Raw genomic sequence first — 19,030 nt, 5'->3', positions numbered from 1 at the left:
GTTGTTTTGACAGTAAACTAAATTTTAGACCGGAATAGGAATTAGGTTTATTGTAATTTCCCTTTTAAAGCATCTACCGGATCCATAGATACAATTTTACGGGTAGGAATAAAGCTAACTATTGTTGCAGAAAATATCACTATCGAGGCAGAAGAAATCAAAAGCGCAGGGCTAAATGAAGGGTAAATCCTGTCTCCTAAACCTATTCCCATGTCTGCAGTGACGGATCCAAAGGAAATTCCAGTACCTGCCAGGTACCAAAACAAGGGAACACCGATAAGCGCTCCTACAAACATAGAGAAAAGGCTGTACATGCTACCTTCAATCGTAAAAAGCCCTGTAACCTGAGTCCTTGTCATTCCCAAAGCGATATAGGTGCCAATCTCTTTCTGTCTACGAAAAACAGAAAGTACTTGAGTATCGAAAATGGCCAACAGTGCAATAGCCAATAACATAAAATAAATTATACGGGCACTTGCTCTTTCCACCTCAATGACATCGTTAATGTTTTGCAGCAGTTTTTCTTGACTTAAGTACTTCCAGTCTCCAAAGTCAGTTTCGTTAAAATGTTCGTCAGCAATCAATATGGTGGCTTCATTTTCCAGTCCTGTAATGCTCCATAAATCCTCCAAAGTCATCCAAATCTGGCCTTGATCTACAGTGCTGATTGTGGTATTGAAAATGGTTGCTACCACCACGTTTGTAGCATCGAAAGTACCGTTTTTGTCTCTCCAACGAAGGGTGATTTCATCCCCCTTGGAAAGGTTGGCAGCTTTTGCCATCCTTTTACCTATGGCCACAGGAATGGCTCCCTGCTGTTTGTCCAAATTACTCATAGGAATCTTTAGCAGTTTCTGACTTTTAGGAAGCCCATTTAAATTGACGGATAGCATTCTGCCATTGGGGTAAATAGAAGCCTGCCTAATCAGTAGTGGTGTTAAGCCTTTGGTTTCGCTTTTATTGAATTTACTGTGTGCATCCTGAATCGTAAATGGGTTGTAAGGCTCATAATCCTTGTGTTGAAACTGTCCATTACCAAATTCCCAATTGATGGCATCTCTTTTTGCTTGTTGATTCCATCCATCCAAGAGGCCATTGTAAAAGAGAATAACCAAAAAAGTAAAGGTCAGAATACCAACATTTAGCCAAGTTCTTAATCCAGCTCCAATAAGGTTTCTATACGCAAGTTGGAAGGAAAGCTTCATAGTAATAGGACATTGAGAAAACACATCATTTTTTTAAGGAGGCTTTGGTGAAAATATAATCTGGAATGGGCGGATTAAACTGTACTTTTTTGAGGATGAAATCTGTTCCTTCCCCAGCCTTTAAAACATCCTTGAAATTGATTTTTTTGGGATACCATCGACCGTCAATTTGTTCTATTTCAGACATCACTGTTCTCTTCAATAATTGTCCGCTTTTGGCAAATAACTCTTCCTGAAGGGGAATGTACCGTTCCTGATCTATCCATATTTTCCGTTTATGGTAACTTACATTTTCTACAGAAGCAATCAATTCCAAAGTCCATACCTTTCTCCCAGCAATGGTCTCTTCTCCTATAACTTTCCCATCATAAATTTCTGAAAGTTTTCTATCTTCCATCATGTCTTCATAGGACAAGTCTGAGCCCATAACGGATTGCCTTAACATATGCCCTGAAAGTTGAATGGTACGGTCTGTAGATGGGGAATAGATCCACAAGCGGTCGCCAAGTTTCAGCATTTTAGTACCTCTTTCCCTTTCTGGATAGAGGTATTCGGTAAAGGATTTTTGATTGCCCTCGGTAAAGGATTTTGAACCGATGGTTTGAACATTTCTTTTGCCTCTGATAACCATCTCAGATTCGGTGATTTCTGTTTTAGAGACCATGTTTTTGTCCACTTTTTCCAAAATGTCCTTGGCATCTTGGGCCTTGGCCTGAAGGGTCCAGAGGGACAAAAGACAAGCTATAATCAATCGTTTTTTCATGATTTTATTTATTTATAATCAATTGAAAATCATATTTAGGTAAGTAATTTAATCCTGATAATTTAAACCTCTAATTCCTTGAACAAAGTGGCGGTTTCTCTTTTGTAAATACCTATTCCTGAGAGCATATTGCCAAAAACCATGGCAAAAACACCAGGGATAAAGCCTATATAGTAAAGGTCTGGAGTTACTTTAGCTCGCATTACTGTGGGCATCATCATGGATGAATTGTCCACCATGCCTTCTATATTGATGCCATAGTTTTGCAAATAAAATACGCCAAGAAGCCCTAAACTAGTTCCCACCAAGGAGCCTATAATGCCTATTAAGGTAGCTTCTAAAACCAAGGAGCGGTAAATTTTACCTTTAGACTCCCCAAGCGCCAAGCGAATACCAAACTCCTGATACCGCCTTAATCCACCAATTAGGCCAGTATTCCACAGCACCACCGACATGGCTCCCACAAAGATGATCACAAAAATGGCTGACATATTATTGGCATAATCCAGAAGATCTCCCAGGTTATTTTGTGCACGAAGGGTAAACATTTCCGGAGCATATTCGTCGGGATTGTCTTTCATTTTTTCGTTATAAGCTGTTTCCAAGGCAATGGCAGCCTTGTCATCGTAGACCCCATTATTGTAAAAGCCCAGTATTTCTCCGGTTCCATCTTCCATGTCCAGCATTTCCTGAGCAGCAGTGATATCCAGGAGAATGGCACCTCTGTCCATTGCAGCAAGTCCAAAGCGAATGGTTCCACTTATTATAAAATTTTGGAATGTCATACTGCCATTCATCGTAGTACCAAAGTAGGTCACTTCATCTCCTATTTTGAGATTCAATTTGCTGGCAAATTCATCTCCAATTAAGGCTTCTTTGGCATTTTTAGGGAGATTTCCAGACACAATCGAATTGGTAATATTCATTCGCTCCACTTCCCCGCTTGATGCATCTAAAAGGTTTATGGCTATTCCGGCAGCAGGTCCCTGACCTTTGGATTCCCCACTTCCATCGGGAGCATCCAGTAATCCCCCAAATCGAATTCTTTTAACCCATTGCAAATCAGGATAATTTACCTGAAGAGCTGTCATCAGGCTGTCTACGCCAAGTAAGGCCAGGTCGTTAGGAAGCTGGTCCTTGTTCTCTGCATAAGCCCGAGACATGATTTTAACATGACCTGTATCAAATTTCGCGTTCTGGTCGACCATATCTGTCATGGCACCACTGAGAAAACCACTTAAAACTATCGTGAGGGACACCCCTAGGGAGATGACGATAATTGGGAGCATGCTCCTGCTTTTGTCCCTGATAATTCCTTTAAATAAAAATTTTATCATTGTAACTTTCCTTTTAATGCTTCAACTGGGTTCATATAAGCTATTTTTTTGGCTGGCAAAAAGCTGACAATGGTCGCTGAGACAATCACCAATAACATTGTGCCCAAAATAAGTTGTATTCCGAAAACAGGAAATATTCTTGAAGCCATGGTTACTCCCATGTCCTGAGTTACATCTGGAAATGATATTCCATTTATGGCCAAATAAGCAAAAATAGGTAGGCCAACAAGCCCTCCTACCAGCATAGCCAAGAAACTATACATGCTACCTTCCATAGTAAATAAAACTACAACCTGACCGGGGGTCATTCCCATAGCCACATAAGTACCTATTTCCTTTTGCCTGCGAAAAACAGACAATACCTGGGTATCAAAAATGGCCAATAAAGCGATGGCCAATAACATTAAATACATAATAGACCCTGAAATCTTTTTTGATGCAATGATCTCGTTAATGTTTTGAAGCAATTCCTCTTGGCTTACAAATGTCCACCCATGTATTTCTTGGTGGGAATATGCTTCATTTGTAACGAAATAAGTAGCCTCTTCTTTAAGTCCTGCCATGGCCTGAAGCTGTTCAAGGTTTATCCATATTTGTCCAGCATCAATATTGCCTACATCCGAGTCGAAAATTTTGACTATGCTGATGTTCATCGCATCAAATGTTCCATTATTATCTCTCCAGCGCAATAGCACTTCCTCCCCTTCTTTCAATTTGGCCGCATCTGCCATGCGCTTTCCTATAATTGCAGGGATGGTCTCTTTTTGCGAGCTCAGATAAGTTGTAGGAAGTTCCAACTGAGTTTGATCCGCTGGTATTCCTTTTAAAGCAATTGAAAGCATCCTACCATGTGGGTAGATGGATGCCTGCCTGATTAAAATTGGCGTTAACATAGGAAATTCTTCTGGCGTGTACGGCTTATGGGCATCTTGAATGGAAAATGGATCAAAGGGATCGTAATTGTCTGTTCTCAATTCCCCATATCCAATTTCCCAATTGATGGTATCCAACCTGGCCTGCTGATTCCACCCATCCAACAAGCCATTATAGAAAATGATGAGAATGAAAGAAAAGGCCAAAATACCGACATTCAGCCAGGTTCTCAATCCAGCACCTATAAGGTTTTTGTAGGCGAGTATAAAGGCCAGTTTCATGCTTGTACCTGCTGGTCTTTGTTCTTTACATCAGACACGACTTTTCCATCTTTTAAAGAAACGGTTCGGTCCAGATAAGCCATGACTTTTTCGTCATGAGTAGAGAAAAGGAAAGTAGTTCCCAATTCCTTGTTCAGGGTTTTCATGGTTTTCAATATGGCATGCGCATTGGCTGAATCCAGGTTAGCGGTTGGTTCATCGGCCAACAATATCTTTGGGCGTTTTACCATGGCTCTTGCTATGGCCACCCTTTGGCCTTCTCCACCAGACAGTTTATCTGGCCTTTTATTGGCCATACTTTCCAAGCCTACCCATTCCAATGCTTCCATTACGGCCTTCTTTCTTTCCTCTTTGGCTATATCTTGGAGTAGCAAAGCAAATTCTACGTTTTCAAAGACCGTATAAACCGGGAGAAGGTTGAAAACTTGAAAAATAAAGCCAATATGCAGATTCCTTAATTTTGCGGAATCCTTATGACTGAGTTTGGCTATGTCTTTCCCCATGACCATTGCTTCTCCTTCCGTGGGACTGTCCAAAGACCCTATAATATTTAACAATGTGGTTTTCCCTGAACCACTGGGTCCCACAAATCCGGCAAACTCACCTGCATTAAAAGACAAGGAGACATCATTCAGGGCAGTGAAATAACCATCCCCTACTTCAAATTTCTTGGAAACATGTGACAATGAAATTATTTTTTCCATAGTGCTTCTATTAATGGTTGTAGACCAACATCAGCCTTAAACCCGGGCCTTTAAACTGGTTGACAAATTCGTTTTGTTGAATACCTTGTTGTATAGATTCAGGATTGTAATACCCCATCACGTATCCTGTTAAATTTTTGAATTGGTGAGAATAGTTAAGAAAGAAGCTGGTATTGTTACTGCTCCAATCGTAATACATGACTGTGGTTATGTTATCAAAAAAGCTCAAGGGATACATTAGGGTAGCTGCAGTTATATGCATGGCATTGTTGACAGCAAAATTCTCCTCGTCAAAATTGATTTGCATGTGTTCCATAACGGCATTTAGTCCTGTGCCTACAGGAAAGGTATAATCAACCCCTATATTTAGTAAAGTTTGGTTGGTAAGATTTCCAAGGTACTTGTTTCGATGAACATAAACCGATTCAAACCATAAGCCTACACCTAAATCCCATTTCCCATCTAAGCCAAATCTATTTTCAGGAATTTTATTTAAAGTATTTACCTGATCGATAGTCATAGAGCTGGCAGTACGATGGTGATAGGAAAAGGCCAATTCACCTTTGGGTACTGGATTTTGAATTCTCCCGCCAAATTCCGGAATTCTTTTATTGGTAGGCACCACGTCAAAGCCTCTCGCTTTTTCATTGCCATAAAGTCCCCAAAGCCTAATATTGGCATTGTTCAAAAATGTATATCGGCCCATGATTCCATAAACCCCATTGGTCAGTTGAAGTGGATCTCTGGGGTCTATCTGGTTAAACCATTGTAAGGGACGCAAAATAGCGGCTGAACCAAAATCTATTTTCTGTAATCCCAGTCTAATTTCAAATTGACTGGAACTGTACCTCATCCATATTCTATAAGGGTTAATATTGATAGCTGACTCGCCCGTGTTAAAATCAGAAAAGAGAACTGTACTGGATAGGTTCGCTGAAGCTACCAGGTCAATGTTTTTTATTGAATCCAGAGGAGTTTTCAACCTAAACTCAGGAATATATCTTGCCCCAAAGAAAACTGGAAGGTCATTTTTCGGGCTATAACTACTTACAATAGATGCCTGACCATGGAAAAAGTCCTTCTGAGCAAAAGATTGCTGGATTGAATAAAAAGATAAAAGCAATATTAAGACTAAGGCTTTCATTTTAATTTTTCAGGAGACACAATGCCATAAAAAAAGAAATTTACCATTTCCATTATCAAATCCTCAGTGCTCTCATACATGGCCATTAGTTTTTCATCCCTTAGTTTTTTATTGATGTCATTCATCATGTAGGTTAAAAAAGGAAAATGGAGGTCCTTCCTTACCCACCCCTCCTTTTGAGCAGCTTTCAGGTGTTGAATAAATTTTTCCTGACCATTTTTGTTGGCTTCAATAATCAGTTGCTGCAATTCCTCCTCCTCATTGTTCATTATGTCAGCTATAAATTCCTGACTTATACCACGAGAAAATTCATGTTCTAATAAAACCACTTCCTTCATCTTTTGAGGGAAGTCAATTTCCTTTGCCATTATGGTATCGTATAATTGCTCACTCCTGTTAATTACATCCTTCAATACCATGACTGCCACTACTTTTTTATTGGCAAAACTCCTATAATAGGTCATTTTGCTAACGCCGGCTTTTTCGCATATTTCTTCTACTGTGACCTTATTGATCCCATATTTCCAGAAACAATCTTTGGCAGCCTTTAAAATGGCCAATTGGCTTTTGGTTTTCTTTGTCAAATTAATGTTACTTATTTTCTTACAATATACGATTTTAGTAACATTATTCAAATTTAGTAACAAAAATTTATATGAAGTAGGTTAAGATTTTGTCATTATTGTTGCAGAAAAAATGGCAACAATATCGCCAAAATCATGGTATAAACGTCATTTTAACCACGGGCTAAACACCCGTGGCTACATAGGTTTCACTCCCTTGGGGCTCTTGCCTTTCGTTAAATTCACGGGGCTTCACCACCTTGGAGAATTTAAGGAAAATTGGGAAGGAAAATGGAAATTTTATTGCCGGATAAAAAAGGTTTTGATGTGTAACTCAATAGAGATTTTGTAATTATTGTAGCAGAAAAAATGGCAACAATATCGCCAAAATCATGGTATAAACATCGTTTTAACCACGGGCTAAACACGCGTGGCTACATAGATTTCACCCCCTTGGGGCTCTCGGTTTTCGTTAAATTCATCCGTCTTCACCGCTAAAAGTAATTAGGAACATATTGAGAATTAGATGGGAATTTTAGAACTAAATCACTAACTTTTTATGGCAAACTTCAGTTGAGATTTTGTCATTATCTACTTAATTTTCACGGGTTAAAGCTAGTGTCTATTGACTTTTAACAGCTTAAACAGTAGGTTAAAAAATGTAAGGTGAAAAGGTGCGATAGGTGTTCTTACCTCCATCATGAATCATCTTAAATTTAAGAAGGTCAGTATTCTTATTAAGGTAAGGGTTAAGTGTCAAGTCAAGAGGTAACCTACTTGACAAGCTGTAATAAACACCTTAAAACAACACTATTTTTTATTCCTCTAAAATTCCATGGAATACCCTACTTGCTCCTCTATTGGCTAGACTGCTTGTTGTAAAGGTGACTTTATTCCCATCAAAGGATAATTTAAGTGTTTCGGTATGGGGACTTTCGATGTATTTAATTTCAATAACGAGTGTTTGAAAATCTTCCCAATAATAACTGGAAAAGACCTTGAATGGGGCAAGTCCGTTCAATGCCTTTTTTGCATGGGCCACTAAATAGGGTTGCTTTCTGTCTGTCATGCCAGAAACCCACTGTTCCTTACCAACTATTAATTTATAGTTCTTTTGCTCCTCAACTACATTCAACTCCAAATTATTGGATTGAAAATCAATATGAAAATTCACCTTTTCGCCTTCAGCTACCAAGGCAATGTTTTTCCCATTCAATCTATTTTCCATCCCTTCATTTTCAACACCTATTGCAGGATCATGACTAAGGTTATCTAGCCTTTCCTTCAATACCAAATCTTTGCTACTATTACTTTCCTTATCAAAAGCAGGCAGTATATGTTCCCAAACTTCACTAAGAAGACCTTGAAGATTGGCCGTTTCAGAGGTAATGACAATGACAGCTTCCTGTTTCGGTAAAACTAAAATGTATTGTCCATAAGCCCCGTCGGCACGATAAGAATCATGGCGACTTCTCCACATTTGATATCCATATCCCTGAAGCCAATCACTTTTCGCCTTTTCCTCTACACTAGCATTGGGGTTTTGTAGGATTTTTAGGCTTCTGGCTTCATTTATCCAACTTTCTGGCAGTATTTGTTTCCCATTCCAATTGCCATTCTGCAAAAAGAGTTGACCCAACTTAGCCATATCTTCTGTTTTAACCCTTAGCCCATAGCCTCCGGTGTTAATCCCTTGCGGACTTTTTTCCCAATCTACTTCACTGATTCCCAAAGGTTCAAATAGCCTTGGCCTTAGGTAGTCAAAAAGGCTTTGCCCAGTTACTTTTTGGACAATGGCAGACAACATATAGGTAGCTGCTGTATTGTACACGAATTGGCTTCCTGGTTGATTTACTATGGGCACAGCCAAAAATGATTTTGCCCAGTCCTCCGTTCTTACAATAGAAAAAGTATAGTCCCTTGCATGTCCCACACTCATTGTAAGCAGGTGTTTAATCTTCAATTGTTTCAGGTTTTCACTAAGCTCTGAGGGAAGGGATTCAGGGAAAAATTTAATCACCTGGTCTTCCACGGAGATAAGTCCCTCGCTTACTGCAAAACCAACTCCTGAAGCAGTATAAGTTTTGCTTACAGAATACATGGTATGCTTTAAATTTGGGCCATAAGGATCCCACCAACCTTCTGCGATTACTTTGCCTCTCCTTAAGACCATCAGACTATGAAGTTCATGTTCACTATCACCTACCATATCAAGAAAGGATAAAATCCCTTGCGCATCTACATTTTCAGCTGATGGTGTACTGTAGGCAAAATCAGTAGCTCTTTCCTGCCCTATTGCCTGAAATGAAAGGAAAAAGAATAAAATTAAAGTATAAGCTTGCTTCATAGGGTTGGTTATTTATTGGCTGGGATGTAGAAATTTTATCTAACGTATTTTTGAAAATTTTGCAATGTTTCCTGGTAATCAAATTGTAGGTCTTCGTGAAGTCCTTCAATCAGTTTCTCAATCTTTCTTACCTGCGAAGCATATAAATTATCGATTACAGGATGATGGAATTTGAGGTAACCATATTCAATAATTTTCTCACAGAAAAAGAAAAGCAACTCAATGATAGTCACCTTGTCCTTCGTCAGTTTCAAACTTTTATTCATCATTCTCCTGATGGCCTGAGCAGATTTTTTAGCCGTAAAATAACTTTTTAAATTTGCATTTTCGAAAGCCTCTTCCAGTTCATCTTTCACCATGGTCAAATACAATTCATGGTTATCGGCTTCAAAAAGTTTGAAGTACACAAAAGCCTTATTGTCACGGCTTAATTTACTTAGTTGCAATACCAAATCAACCAATTCGGATTCATCCCTTTGTTTCAGTTCCTTTTTAATATTAGCCAGGCTTGGAATCTTCATTTTGAAAAATATTTATTTAACAGTTAAGTAGTATAGGATAGAATCGCTTTAATTATTTTTTTAACGCTTACTTTTACTTTCCTCTCCATTACTGAGTAGGTAAGCAAATGCATCTGCACCGGGTGTTTCACGAAGGACCACAGTAATAATGGCAATTATAGGTATAGATAAAACCATTCCTATGATACCCCAAATGGCATTACCGATAATAACCGCTAAAATAATAAAAAAGGGATGCACATCTACTTTATTCCCCAGTATAATGGGTTGAAAAATATAAGAGTCAAGAAATTGAACAATCAAAAATGTGGCTGAAATTCCCACCAAAGTATAGAATTCCCCTCCTGATAACAAGCCTATAAAGAGAGCCAAAACATAACCTGCCATATTGCCTATAAAAGGAATCAAAGAAAGAAAGGCCGCAATAAAGCTAATCAACAAAAAGTCTTCTGCACCTGAAATCCACATCCCTAAACTGTAAAGTACCACCAAAATAACCATTAAAATCAACCGTCCATTAAGGTAATGTCTAACCACCAAAGCAGAATCGTGGGTCACTCTTTTTACTTTTTCTTTGCTATCATCAGGGAATAACTTCAAGATAAAGGTGTAAAACATATGTCTAAAGTGAATGAGGAAAAAGAGGTAAACAAACATTAAGAGAAAGTCAGCTGCTGTACCCATGACTTTTCCCAACATCGAAAATGCTTCTTCCTGTTTTACTTCTGAAGGTTTTTCTTCTTCATTCAGTTTTTCACCATTTAGGCCATAAGTAGTTTTATAAGCCTCTAACTTGCTTCGTTCCAGAGGGGTATGAGCCAGAACAAATAGCTCCACTTTTTGTGCAACCGGGCTCAATCGCTCTTTCATAACTTCCGCATCCTCCAAAAAAGACCTTACTTGTAAAGAGATAATAGCAGAAATGCCTATAAAACCTACAAAAACTATCCCTACTACAAAAGAGGTACTTACTATTCTATGCAACCCTCTTTTTTCCAAAACCTGTGCGATAGGATAGACCAATAAAGCCAGCACCAGAGCCAAAACTAGCGGTGCCAATACTTTCTGTGAGGCTACGAGTCCTATAACTAAAAAATACAATGCAATGATTATTAAAGCAGAAAGAACTATTGGGCCGGATCGGGAAAGGAATTTCTTCATGTGTATATTTTAAACCAAATTTCTTTCTCCCAAAACACAATAAATGTGCTAAGTTTCTTTCCTATCGAATTGTAGGTTTATTCTAACTACTTTTGGATTGTGTTTGTCCGAAAGATTTTAGTGGTGAATTTCTTTAAAATATATAATTTTTTAGCCAAAAGAACCCAATTAATAATTTTAAAAGCATTAGCTAAGCAGCCTGATTTTCTTTTGTTTATATAAATTCATTTTTAACTCTTCTTAGAAAAACATCTAAATGCATAAGTAGAATCGGTATTAAAGGTATTGTAAGGAAAAAGATAATAACTAAATTGAAATTCTGTAAATTAAAATGAAAATCTAATTTAATGTTTGAAGAAGAGGAAAACAGCCTGTTTTTAGTGGTCATCAATCATGAAGAACAGTATAGTATTTGGCCCAAAGAAAGAGAGGTTCCAAAAGGATGGGAAGCAGAAGGCAAAGTAGGTACTAGGCAAAAATGCCTTGAACATATAGAGAAAGTATGGACAGACATGCGTCCTTTAAGTTTAAGGAAAAGTACGGAAGAAGCTGAAAATCATAAAAACTCAGATTAGAAATAGCAGCATTAATTATTCGAAATAATGACAATCGACAATTTACCCAAAAAACCTATATTAATTTTACTTTTAACCCTAGGTACATTCCTAAGCAGCAGTTTGTTAGCACAGGTCAATGAAATAGCCCTGATAAGGGAAAGAGTGGTTCAACAATTAAAATCCGGCAAAGTAGAATCAAATGAGATAGGCTCTATATTGAATAAGGTAAAAGCGGATGGTAGTTTTAAGAACATCAAATACGATGACTTAAGCAGAACAGCAGGTTTCCCTCAAAGGAGGCATTTATTGAGACTTGTCACTCTGGCCAAAGCCTATCATTCAGAAGGTTCTACCTATTATCATAATCGACAATTGCTTGAGAAAATTACTCTGGCTACTAAATATTGGATGGACAATGATTTTATAGGTGACAATTGGCATAACAACCAAATAACAACCCCTGAAAACCTGGTAAACCTGATGTTGTTAATGGGAGATGTGCTTCCTAAAGAACTGGTGGAAAAAAGTCAACCTATGATTGGACGAGCGAATATGAATGCCTCTGGGGCTAGACCAAGTGGTGATAGAATAGTAATCGCTGGAATTTTAGCCAAAAACCTGCTATTCAACGATGATAAAGCTGGTTTTGATGAAGTGATCAAGATAATTGCCAATGAAATCAAATTTAATAATGGAAGCCGTGGGATGCAGCAAGATTATAGTTTCCATCATAGAGAAGACCGAGTAAACAATACCACCTCCTATGGCTATGGTAAATACGCCAATGCTTTTGGTGAGTGGTCAGACTATGTGTCGGGAACTTCATATGCTTTTGAAGTTGACAAAATAAATCAATTGGTGGATTATTACCTGGATGGTGTTTACAAACAACTGGTATATGGTATCTATGAGGATATAAGTGTAAAAAATCGGTCTATTGCTACTGGGGCTACTTTCATACCTAAAGGTACACTTGAAATAGAGCGATTACTTCGTAGTACAGATTACAGAAAGAAGGAGTTGGAAGAGATTATTAGACTAAGAAAAGGAGAAGCCTCTCCTTCCCTGTCCTTTGCAAAGTTCTTTTGGCAAACGGAGCATTTTGTGGTACAACGACCTAATTATTATACTACTGTTCGGATGTTTTCCAGCCGAAATAAAAACATGGAAAAACCCTATAATGGACCAGGGATAACGACTCATCATCGGGCAGATGGTACCAACTACCTAATGCTTAAAGGAAATGAATACCATGACATTTGGCCAGTTTATGATTGGCAAAAAATCTCAGGAACTACTATCATGCAGAAGCCAAACTTACTGGGAGGAGATGTCATCCAAAAAGCTGGTAAAATGGACTTTGTTGGCGCGGTGGAAGATGGCCAAAAAGGTGCAGTAGGATTCGATTTTATCAGCCCTCATGATGGTACCAAAGCCAAAAAGTCCTGGTTTTTCTTTGACCAAAGCTATGTTTGTCTAGGTACTGACATTCAAGGAAGCCGAAAATTACCCATTGCAACTACAGTTGATCAGGTGATAATGAGATCTCCTGTAAGTACATTGAAGTCAGGAAAAACAGCCAAAATACTTCCCGAAGGAAGCCATAAAATAGATCAACTGAAGTATTTGTATCATGGGAATATTGGTTATATTTTTCCCAATGAAGAAACTGTTCATGTCTCAAATAAAACAGAAACAGGACGCTGGTCTGATATAACGGATCAAAAGAACGCTTCCACAAAAGTAGTTTCAAAAGAGGTATTGAAAGTGTGGTTTGAGCATGGAGTAAAACCTAAAAATGGTAGTTATGCCTATATGGTTTTTCCATCCATTTCAGAAAATGAGCTGAAAACCATTTATGAAGCAGGAACACCTTATGAAATTCTTTCCAATACCAAGGACCTACAGGCGGTAAAGAACAAGGATGAGAATGTAGTACAGGCAGTATTTTACCAATCTGGAAATTTATCACTGGAAAAGAAACTGGATTTGCAGATGGAAAATGCTGGAATCATAATGCTGAAACTGAAAAGAGGGAAAGTAGAATCTTTTTCTATTTCAGACCCTACCAGGAAATTGACGGAGCTTAAGTTTACTTTGGAGGGGCTTTACAGTCTGAAAGATCCTGATATTAAAGTAATTAAAAACAGGAAAACAAAAACCTCCCAGTTTATTGTTCAAATGCCTAAAGGAGTATTTTCTGGAAAAAGTCTTAATTTTAAACTTTAAGTAATTGATTATAAATACTTAAAAATCAATAAAATAAATACATTCTCAAGACATTAACCCTCTTAATTAACATGAGATACGCTTTCTTAATTATATGCCTTTACTTCCTGTCATTTCAAGGCGTCTTTTCACAGGAACAGCCCAATATTATATTGATTATGGCTGATGATCTGGGTTATGAAGCATTGGCAGCTTATGGTAATGACTACAACCAAACACCCCATCTGGATAAGATGATTGCTGGAGGCATGAAGTTTGAAAACGCGCATTCCATGCCCTTGTGTACCCCTTCAAGGGTACAATTAATGACAGGCAAATATAATTTTAGAAATTATAAGGGGTTTGGAATCCTGGATCCAAAGGAAACTACTTTTGGACATCTTTTAAAAGCACAGGGCTATGCTACATGTGTTGTTGGAAAATGGCAATTGTATGGGAATGTCAAGCAAAGGGAATTGGCTGCTGGTCAAGGGGGAAGTTTACCTCTTGAGGCAGGTTTCGATAATTACAGGCTTTGGCAGGTTAAGGAGCTTGGTTCCAGGTATAAAGACCCCCTATTGGATACAAGGGAGACGGGTGTAGAAATGTTCGAGGGAAAATATGGGCCGGATCTTTTTGTAGATTATCTGGAGACTTTTATGGAAAAAAATACAACCAATCCTTTCTTTGCTTATTTCCCAATGGTCTTGACACATGATCCATTTGAACCTATACCTAGCTCAGTGGCATTCTCAGATTATGACCCAAAGACACGCTTAAATGATCCTGAATTATTTTCGGATATGGTAAAGCATATGGACCATTTGGTAGGCCGTATCATTAAGAAGATAACTGATCTTGGAATAGCTGAAAATACGCTGATCCTTTTTATAGGTGACAATGGTACGGATAGAGATGTGACTTCAACTGTAAATGGGGTATTGTTGCAAGGAAACAAAGGCTATACCAATGATTTGGGCACCCATGTTCCCATGATCGCTTATTGGCCAGGTAAAATTAAGGCAGGGAGTATCAATCCAAACCTAATAGATTTCACTGATTTTGTACCTACTTTGATGGAAGCTTCTGGGGCAGAAATGAAAGGTGACAAATTCTTTACGGATGGCATAAGCTTTTACCCCCAACTTTTGGGAAATGAAAATCCTAAAAATAAAAGGGAATGGATTTTCTGCCATTACGCTCCAAATTGGGGGAAATTTGCACCAAGAACATTTATACACAATACCGAATTAAAGTTGTATAAAAATGGAGAAATCTACCAGTTGAAAGAGGATTTGTATGAAAAAAAGGCAGTGAAAAAAGCTGACCTAGATAAAAAATCACAAAAAGTCATCAGGAGTTTCGAGAAGGTTTTAACTCGAAATATGCAATAGACATTCTATTACGTGCTGAAATCGCTTTAAAATACCCAATCGTTGCTGTTTTCAATTTCACCATAGCGGTGCTATGCTATAATCTCCAAAAAGACCGATTGTCTTGCGATTGCAACACTTCCCGTAAACACGGGACAGGCTTCACCCCTGACATTGTCAGGGCGGAGAAATTCTATTACATAATCCGGGTTTAAAGAAAATGGACAGCTAATTTTTGACCTATTCTTATTGATCTTCTGGTCAGTTCCTATAATAGAATTGACTAAAACAATAAACAGGCAATAGCCATTCTAATAAGCGTTAGGATGGTTATTGCCTGTTTTATTCGAAATTCTGAGAACTAATGAAATTAATAATCAGGTAACTGGCATTAAAATAGAGACCTTAATTTTGGTGCTGAAGAAAATACTGAATTAAATCTTCAGGTCTCCTTAAGGATTGCACAATTTCATCTTCCAATTCCATTTGAAGGACAGTTTCAACATCGAAAATCAATCCGTTCAAAAAAACCTTGTCAAAACCAAGGTCATTCACAAAATCAGCTCGCTTAACCTTAGCCACGGGAGCAATCCCATATTGACCAAATACCTCAACAATCGCTTTCAATCTTGTATAATTATTCATTTTTAAGGATTTAAATTTCCCGTTTTAAGGAAGCTTCAAGCTACTCATTTTTAAACGGTTACAACTATATATTTATTTTAAATAAGAATGGAAATATGGAAGTTGGCAGTAATTAAATTCAAATACTGCCAACCTCTTTTCTTTTTTAATACTATACTTTTATTGATTTCAAATAGCCAATTGATTTAGATATAAGCCGCTACCTCTGAATCAGTTTCAGACAATTCGGTTTCTTCTATCACTATTTCATTTTTCTTATCCTTACCAAACTTGGCCAGTATACGATCAAATACATAGTAGATAACAGGAACAATTACCATGGTAAGGAACATGGAAGAAATCAAGCCTCCAATAAGTGCCCAAGCCAAACCATTTTTCCATTCTGCACCTGCTCCAGAAGCGAGGGCAATTGGCAACATACCAAAGACCATGGCTAGCGTTGTCATCAAAATAGGTCTGAACCTAATCTCTACAGCTTTAAAAAGGGCAGCTTTGACTTCTATTCCTGCAGCCTTTAGCTGATTGGCAAAATCCACCAATAAAATCGCATTTTTTGCAACCAATCCCATTAGCATGATCAAGCCTAGAATACTAAAGATACTCAGAGAAGATCCAGACATGGCCAAAGCCAATAAGGCTCCAATGATGGCCAACGGAAGGGAAAACATCACTACCAGCGGATATACGTAATTGTCGTACAAAGCGACCATAATCAAATAAATCAACAGTATGGAAGCCAATAAGGCAATTCCCAAGCTACCAAACCCCTCTTCCTGCATTTTAAGGTCTCCCTCATAAGCTATCGTCACTTCATTTGGTAAATCAAGTTTGGCAATCCTTGCCTTTATTTCTTCACCCACTGTTCCAGTAGGCCGTCCAGAAACCTGAGAATTTATAGACACAGATGTGATCCTATTTTGACGAGTAAGTTTACTTGGTCCTTCTGAAGGACTAGCAGTGGCAAATTGTTTTAGTAGGATGGTCTCTCCCCTTGTGTTGATAAAGGCTAGATTTTCTATATCTGTAACAGATCTTCTGTCAAACTCATCTAACCTGATATTGATGTCGTATTCAAAATCTCCATCTCTGTATTTAGTATCTGTATTCCCATTGAATGCTACCTGCATGGTACTTCCTACCATGGCCATATCCAAACCAAGATCAGCCATTTTGGCCCGGTCTACTTCTACACTAATCTCAGGGTTTCCATCTTCCAGAGAGGTCTCAACTTTCCTTGTTCCTGGAACTTGGATCACCTCTTCCAATACCTGATCGGAAAACGATTTTAAGGTGGCCAAATCAGGGCCTGATAACAATATTTGAATGGGAGCATCGCTAGCTGTCCCGGTTATGGCAATTGGAACAGCAGTGAATTCAGCACCAACAATGTTTTCTTCCAATGCGATTTCCATCTCTCTTGCAAACTCAGGCGCAGTACTTGTACGCTCCTCAGAAGGAACCATTTTCACAGTCAATTCCGCCGCATAAGGCGTGGATGTGGCACTGGAAAACCCACCTGTAGTTTGTCCAATAGTAGTAAAGACACCTGTTATTTCTGGAAAAGTTCTTAAGAAATGCTCGGCTTCCATTGTGGTGAAATTGGTTTCTTCTATGGTAGATGATTTTGGCAATTCTATCCTAATGATAAATTCCCCTTTATCCCCTTGCCCAACAAATTCACTTCCAATAAAGCCATTGCTTACAAGCATAAAAGAAGATACAAATAATGCAAATGTTGCAATCAAAGTGACGGCCTTGTGGTTGAAAGCCCATTTAAGAATACCTGTCAACCAATTGACAATACTGTCCAAGATCTTTTCAAAACCATTGATTATTTTCCCGAATATGCTCTTAGGATTGATGTGTTCCAATTTTGAAAACCTGGAGGTCAATAAAGGAATTAAGGTAAAAGCCACCAATAAACTGATTAAGGTAGCCACAGCTACGGTGATACTAAATTGGGTCAAGATACCGGCAATTAATCCACCAGTAAGTGACAAAGGCACAAATACTACCACGATCACAAGGGTAATGGAAACCACGGTACCTCCAATTTCTCGGATTCCATCATAAGATGCCTGTACAGCTGATTTCCCTTTTTCCATGTGACGGTAAATGTTTTCAATCACCACAATGGCATCATCCACCAGAATACCAACAACCAGAGAAAGTGCAAGCAAACTCATAAGGTTTAAGGTAAAACCGGCCAAATACATTATAGTAAAAGTAGCCACTATGGAAGCGGGTACTGCGATCATAACAATCACAGCATTTCTAATACTGTGCAAAAACAATAACATGATAATTGCCACAAGTACAACGGCAATAATCAAATCATGGATTACTGCATTGGCAGCTTCCAAGGTAAAGGTTGAACTGTCTTGTGATACCTCAAATTTAAGGTCATTGCCACCGTAAGTTTTTTCCAAACCAGCCAGGGCCAGGTTTACATTTTCAGCCACATCTACTGCATTCGCATCTGATTGTTTTTGAATGGATATCCCAATGGCAGAATTGCCATTCAGTCTACTCAAAATTTCCTCATCCTTTTTTGAATCCACTACTTCGGCAAGGTCCTTTATTCTAATCGTAGATGGACCTTTTTGGGTAACGACAAGATTTCTAATTTCATCCACAGAACTAAACTTCCCAGACAAACGAATCAAGATCTGCTCCTCATCGCTCTTAAGTTTTCCTGTTGGAAAATCCAAATTTGCTGAAGCTATAGCACGGTTAACTTCCAAAGGAGATATTCCAAGAGCTTCAAGCTTGTTTTGGTTAAGATTGACCTTGATTTCTCTTTCAGTGCCACCTAACAAATTAACCTGAGCGACCCCATCAATCTGAGCCAAGGTAGGCTGAATACGCTGATCCATCAAATCATAAAATTCCGTGGCATTCAGGCTGGAATAGGCTCCCAACTGCATGATAGGCATGTCATCAAGGCTGAACTTGCCTAAGGAAGGAGGATCTGCATCCTCAGGTAGGTCACCCAAAATCGCATCAATTTTTCGTTGTGCATCTTGTAAAATGACATCAACATCCACATCATCTTTAAGCTCAATGGTGATAATGGAAAAGCTTTCCAGAGAAGTAGATTTCATAACATCAATCCCTTCAAGAGATGCCAATGCATCTTCCAATTTTCGGGTAACCGAATTCTCTACCTCCGTAGGAGCTGAACCTGGATAAAGGGTAGATACAGTGACTACATTTGGACTGAACTTGGGTAATAGTTCATAGGACATTTGACTATAGGAGAATATCCCCAAGGAAGTCAGAATGGTAAAAAGCACCACCACTATGGTGGACCTTTGAATAGCTATTTTAGTTATTTGCATCTTCTTT

General features: G+C 38.4%; 15 protein-coding genes. 3 read left to right on the top strand and 12 right to left on the bottom strand.

Going from position 1 to position 19,030, the window contains the following annotated elements; genetic code table 11:
* Nucleotides 1-47 precede the first annotated feature (47 nt).
* From CA2015_RS20640 to CA2015_RS20595, 10 genes are all read right to left on the bottom strand, one after another.
* Nucleotides 48-1,205, bottom strand: coding sequence for an ABC transporter permease (locus CA2015_RS20640; RefSeq protein ID WP_048643613.1), 1,158 nt, complete (start codon nucleotides 1,203-1,205; stop codon nucleotides 48-50).
* Between the two features lie 25 nt (nucleotides 1,206-1,230).
* On the bottom strand, nucleotides 1,231-1,968 hold the full coding sequence (locus CA2015_RS20635) for an outer membrane lipoprotein-sorting protein (protein WP_048643612.1): 738 nt from the start codon (nucleotides 1,966-1,968) through the stop codon (nucleotides 1,231-1,233).
* A 62-nt stretch (nucleotides 1,969-2,030) separates the two neighbouring features.
* The gene (locus CA2015_RS20630; protein WP_048643611.1) at nucleotides 2,031-3,305 is read right to left on the bottom strand and encodes an ABC transporter permease; all 1,275 of its coding nucleotides are present in this window, start codon (nucleotides 3,303-3,305) and stop codon (nucleotides 2,031-2,033) included.
* Nucleotides 3,302-4,459 carry an ABC transporter permease gene (locus CA2015_RS20625; RefSeq protein ID WP_048643610.1) on the bottom strand — a complete coding sequence of 386 codons (1,158 nt, stop codon included), beginning with the start codon at nucleotides 4,457-4,459 and terminating at the stop codon, nucleotides 3,302-3,304. The genes CA2015_RS20630 and CA2015_RS20625 overlap by 4 nt, the downstream gene beginning before the upstream one ends.
* On the bottom strand, nucleotides 4,456-5,163 hold the full coding sequence (locus CA2015_RS20620) for an ABC transporter ATP-binding protein (RefSeq protein WP_048643609.1): 708 nt from the start codon (nucleotides 5,161-5,163) through the stop codon (nucleotides 4,456-4,458). The genes CA2015_RS20625 and CA2015_RS20620 overlap by 4 nt, the downstream gene beginning before the upstream one ends.
* Before the next feature lie 10 nt (nucleotides 5,164-5,173).
* On the bottom strand, nucleotides 5,174-6,307 hold the full coding sequence (locus CA2015_RS20615) for a hypothetical protein (RefSeq protein ID WP_048643608.1): 1,134 nt from the start codon (nucleotides 6,305-6,307) through the stop codon (nucleotides 5,174-5,176).
* Nucleotides 6,304-6,891: a TetR/AcrR family transcriptional regulator gene (locus CA2015_RS20610; RefSeq protein WP_048643607.1), complete on the bottom strand. Its 588-nt coding sequence runs from the start codon at nucleotides 6,889-6,891 to the stop codon at nucleotides 6,304-6,306. Before CA2015_RS20610 ends, CA2015_RS20615 begins: the two co-directional genes overlap by 4 nt.
* A 796-nt stretch (nucleotides 6,892-7,687) precedes the next feature.
* Nucleotides 7,688-9,217: a serine hydrolase domain-containing protein gene (locus CA2015_RS20605; protein ID WP_048643606.1), complete on the bottom strand. Its 1,530-nt coding sequence runs from the start codon at nucleotides 9,215-9,217 to the stop codon at nucleotides 7,688-7,690.
* A gap of 35 nt (nucleotides 9,218-9,252) precedes the next feature.
* Complete coding sequence (locus tag CA2015_RS20600) at nucleotides 9,253-9,738, bottom strand: hypothetical protein (RefSeq protein ID WP_048643605.1); 486 nt, start codon at nucleotides 9,736-9,738, stop codon at nucleotides 9,253-9,255.
* 60 nt (nucleotides 9,739-9,798) lie between these two features.
* Nucleotides 9,799-10,899 carry an AI-2E family transporter gene (locus CA2015_RS20595; RefSeq protein ID WP_048643604.1) on the bottom strand — a complete coding sequence of 367 codons (1,101 nt, stop codon included), beginning with the start codon at nucleotides 10,897-10,899 and terminating at the stop codon, nucleotides 9,799-9,801.
* A gap of 347 nt (nucleotides 10,900-11,246) precedes the next feature.
* Between CA2015_RS20595 and CA2015_RS20590 the strand changes: the two genes are divergently transcribed.
* From CA2015_RS20590 to CA2015_RS20580, 3 genes are all read left to right on the top strand, one after another.
* On the top strand, nucleotides 11,247-11,474 hold the full coding sequence (locus CA2015_RS20590; RefSeq protein ID WP_048643603.1) for an MbtH family protein: 228 nt from the start codon (nucleotides 11,247-11,249) through the stop codon (nucleotides 11,472-11,474).
* A 27-nt stretch (nucleotides 11,475-11,501) separates the two neighbouring features.
* A complete protein-coding gene (locus CA2015_RS20585) occupies nucleotides 11,502-13,685 on the top strand; it encodes a polysaccharide lyase family 8 super-sandwich domain-containing protein (protein WP_048643602.1) in 2,184 nt (727 codons plus the stop codon).
* 71 nt (nucleotides 13,686-13,756) lie between these two features.
* Entirely contained in the window at nucleotides 13,757-15,058 is a 1,302-nt protein-coding gene (locus CA2015_RS20580) for a sulfatase-like hydrolase/transferase (RefSeq protein ID WP_048643601.1), read from the top strand.
* A 384-nt stretch (nucleotides 15,059-15,442) separates the two neighbouring features.
* Here the strand turns inward: CA2015_RS20580 and CA2015_RS20575 are convergent, their stop codons facing one another.
* On the bottom strand, nucleotides 15,443-15,682 hold the full coding sequence (locus CA2015_RS20575; RefSeq protein WP_048643600.1) for a hypothetical protein: 240 nt from the start codon (nucleotides 15,680-15,682) through the stop codon (nucleotides 15,443-15,445).
* Nucleotides 15,683-15,867: 185 nt separating this feature from the next.
* Nucleotides 15,868-19,023, bottom strand: a complete 3,156-nt coding sequence (locus tag CA2015_RS20570) for an efflux RND transporter permease subunit (protein WP_048643599.1) — start codon at nucleotides 19,021-19,023, stop codon at nucleotides 15,868-15,870.
* Nucleotides 19,024-19,030 lie beyond the last annotated feature (7 nt).

The organism is Cyclobacterium amurskyense (genome assembly GCF_001050135.1).
Classification (GTDB): domain Bacteria; phylum Bacteroidota; class Bacteroidia; order Cytophagales; family Cyclobacteriaceae; genus Cyclobacterium; species Cyclobacterium amurskyense.
The sequence above is the reverse complement of the archived record's forward strand: the minus strand, read 5'-3'. Positions and strand labels throughout refer to the sequence as shown.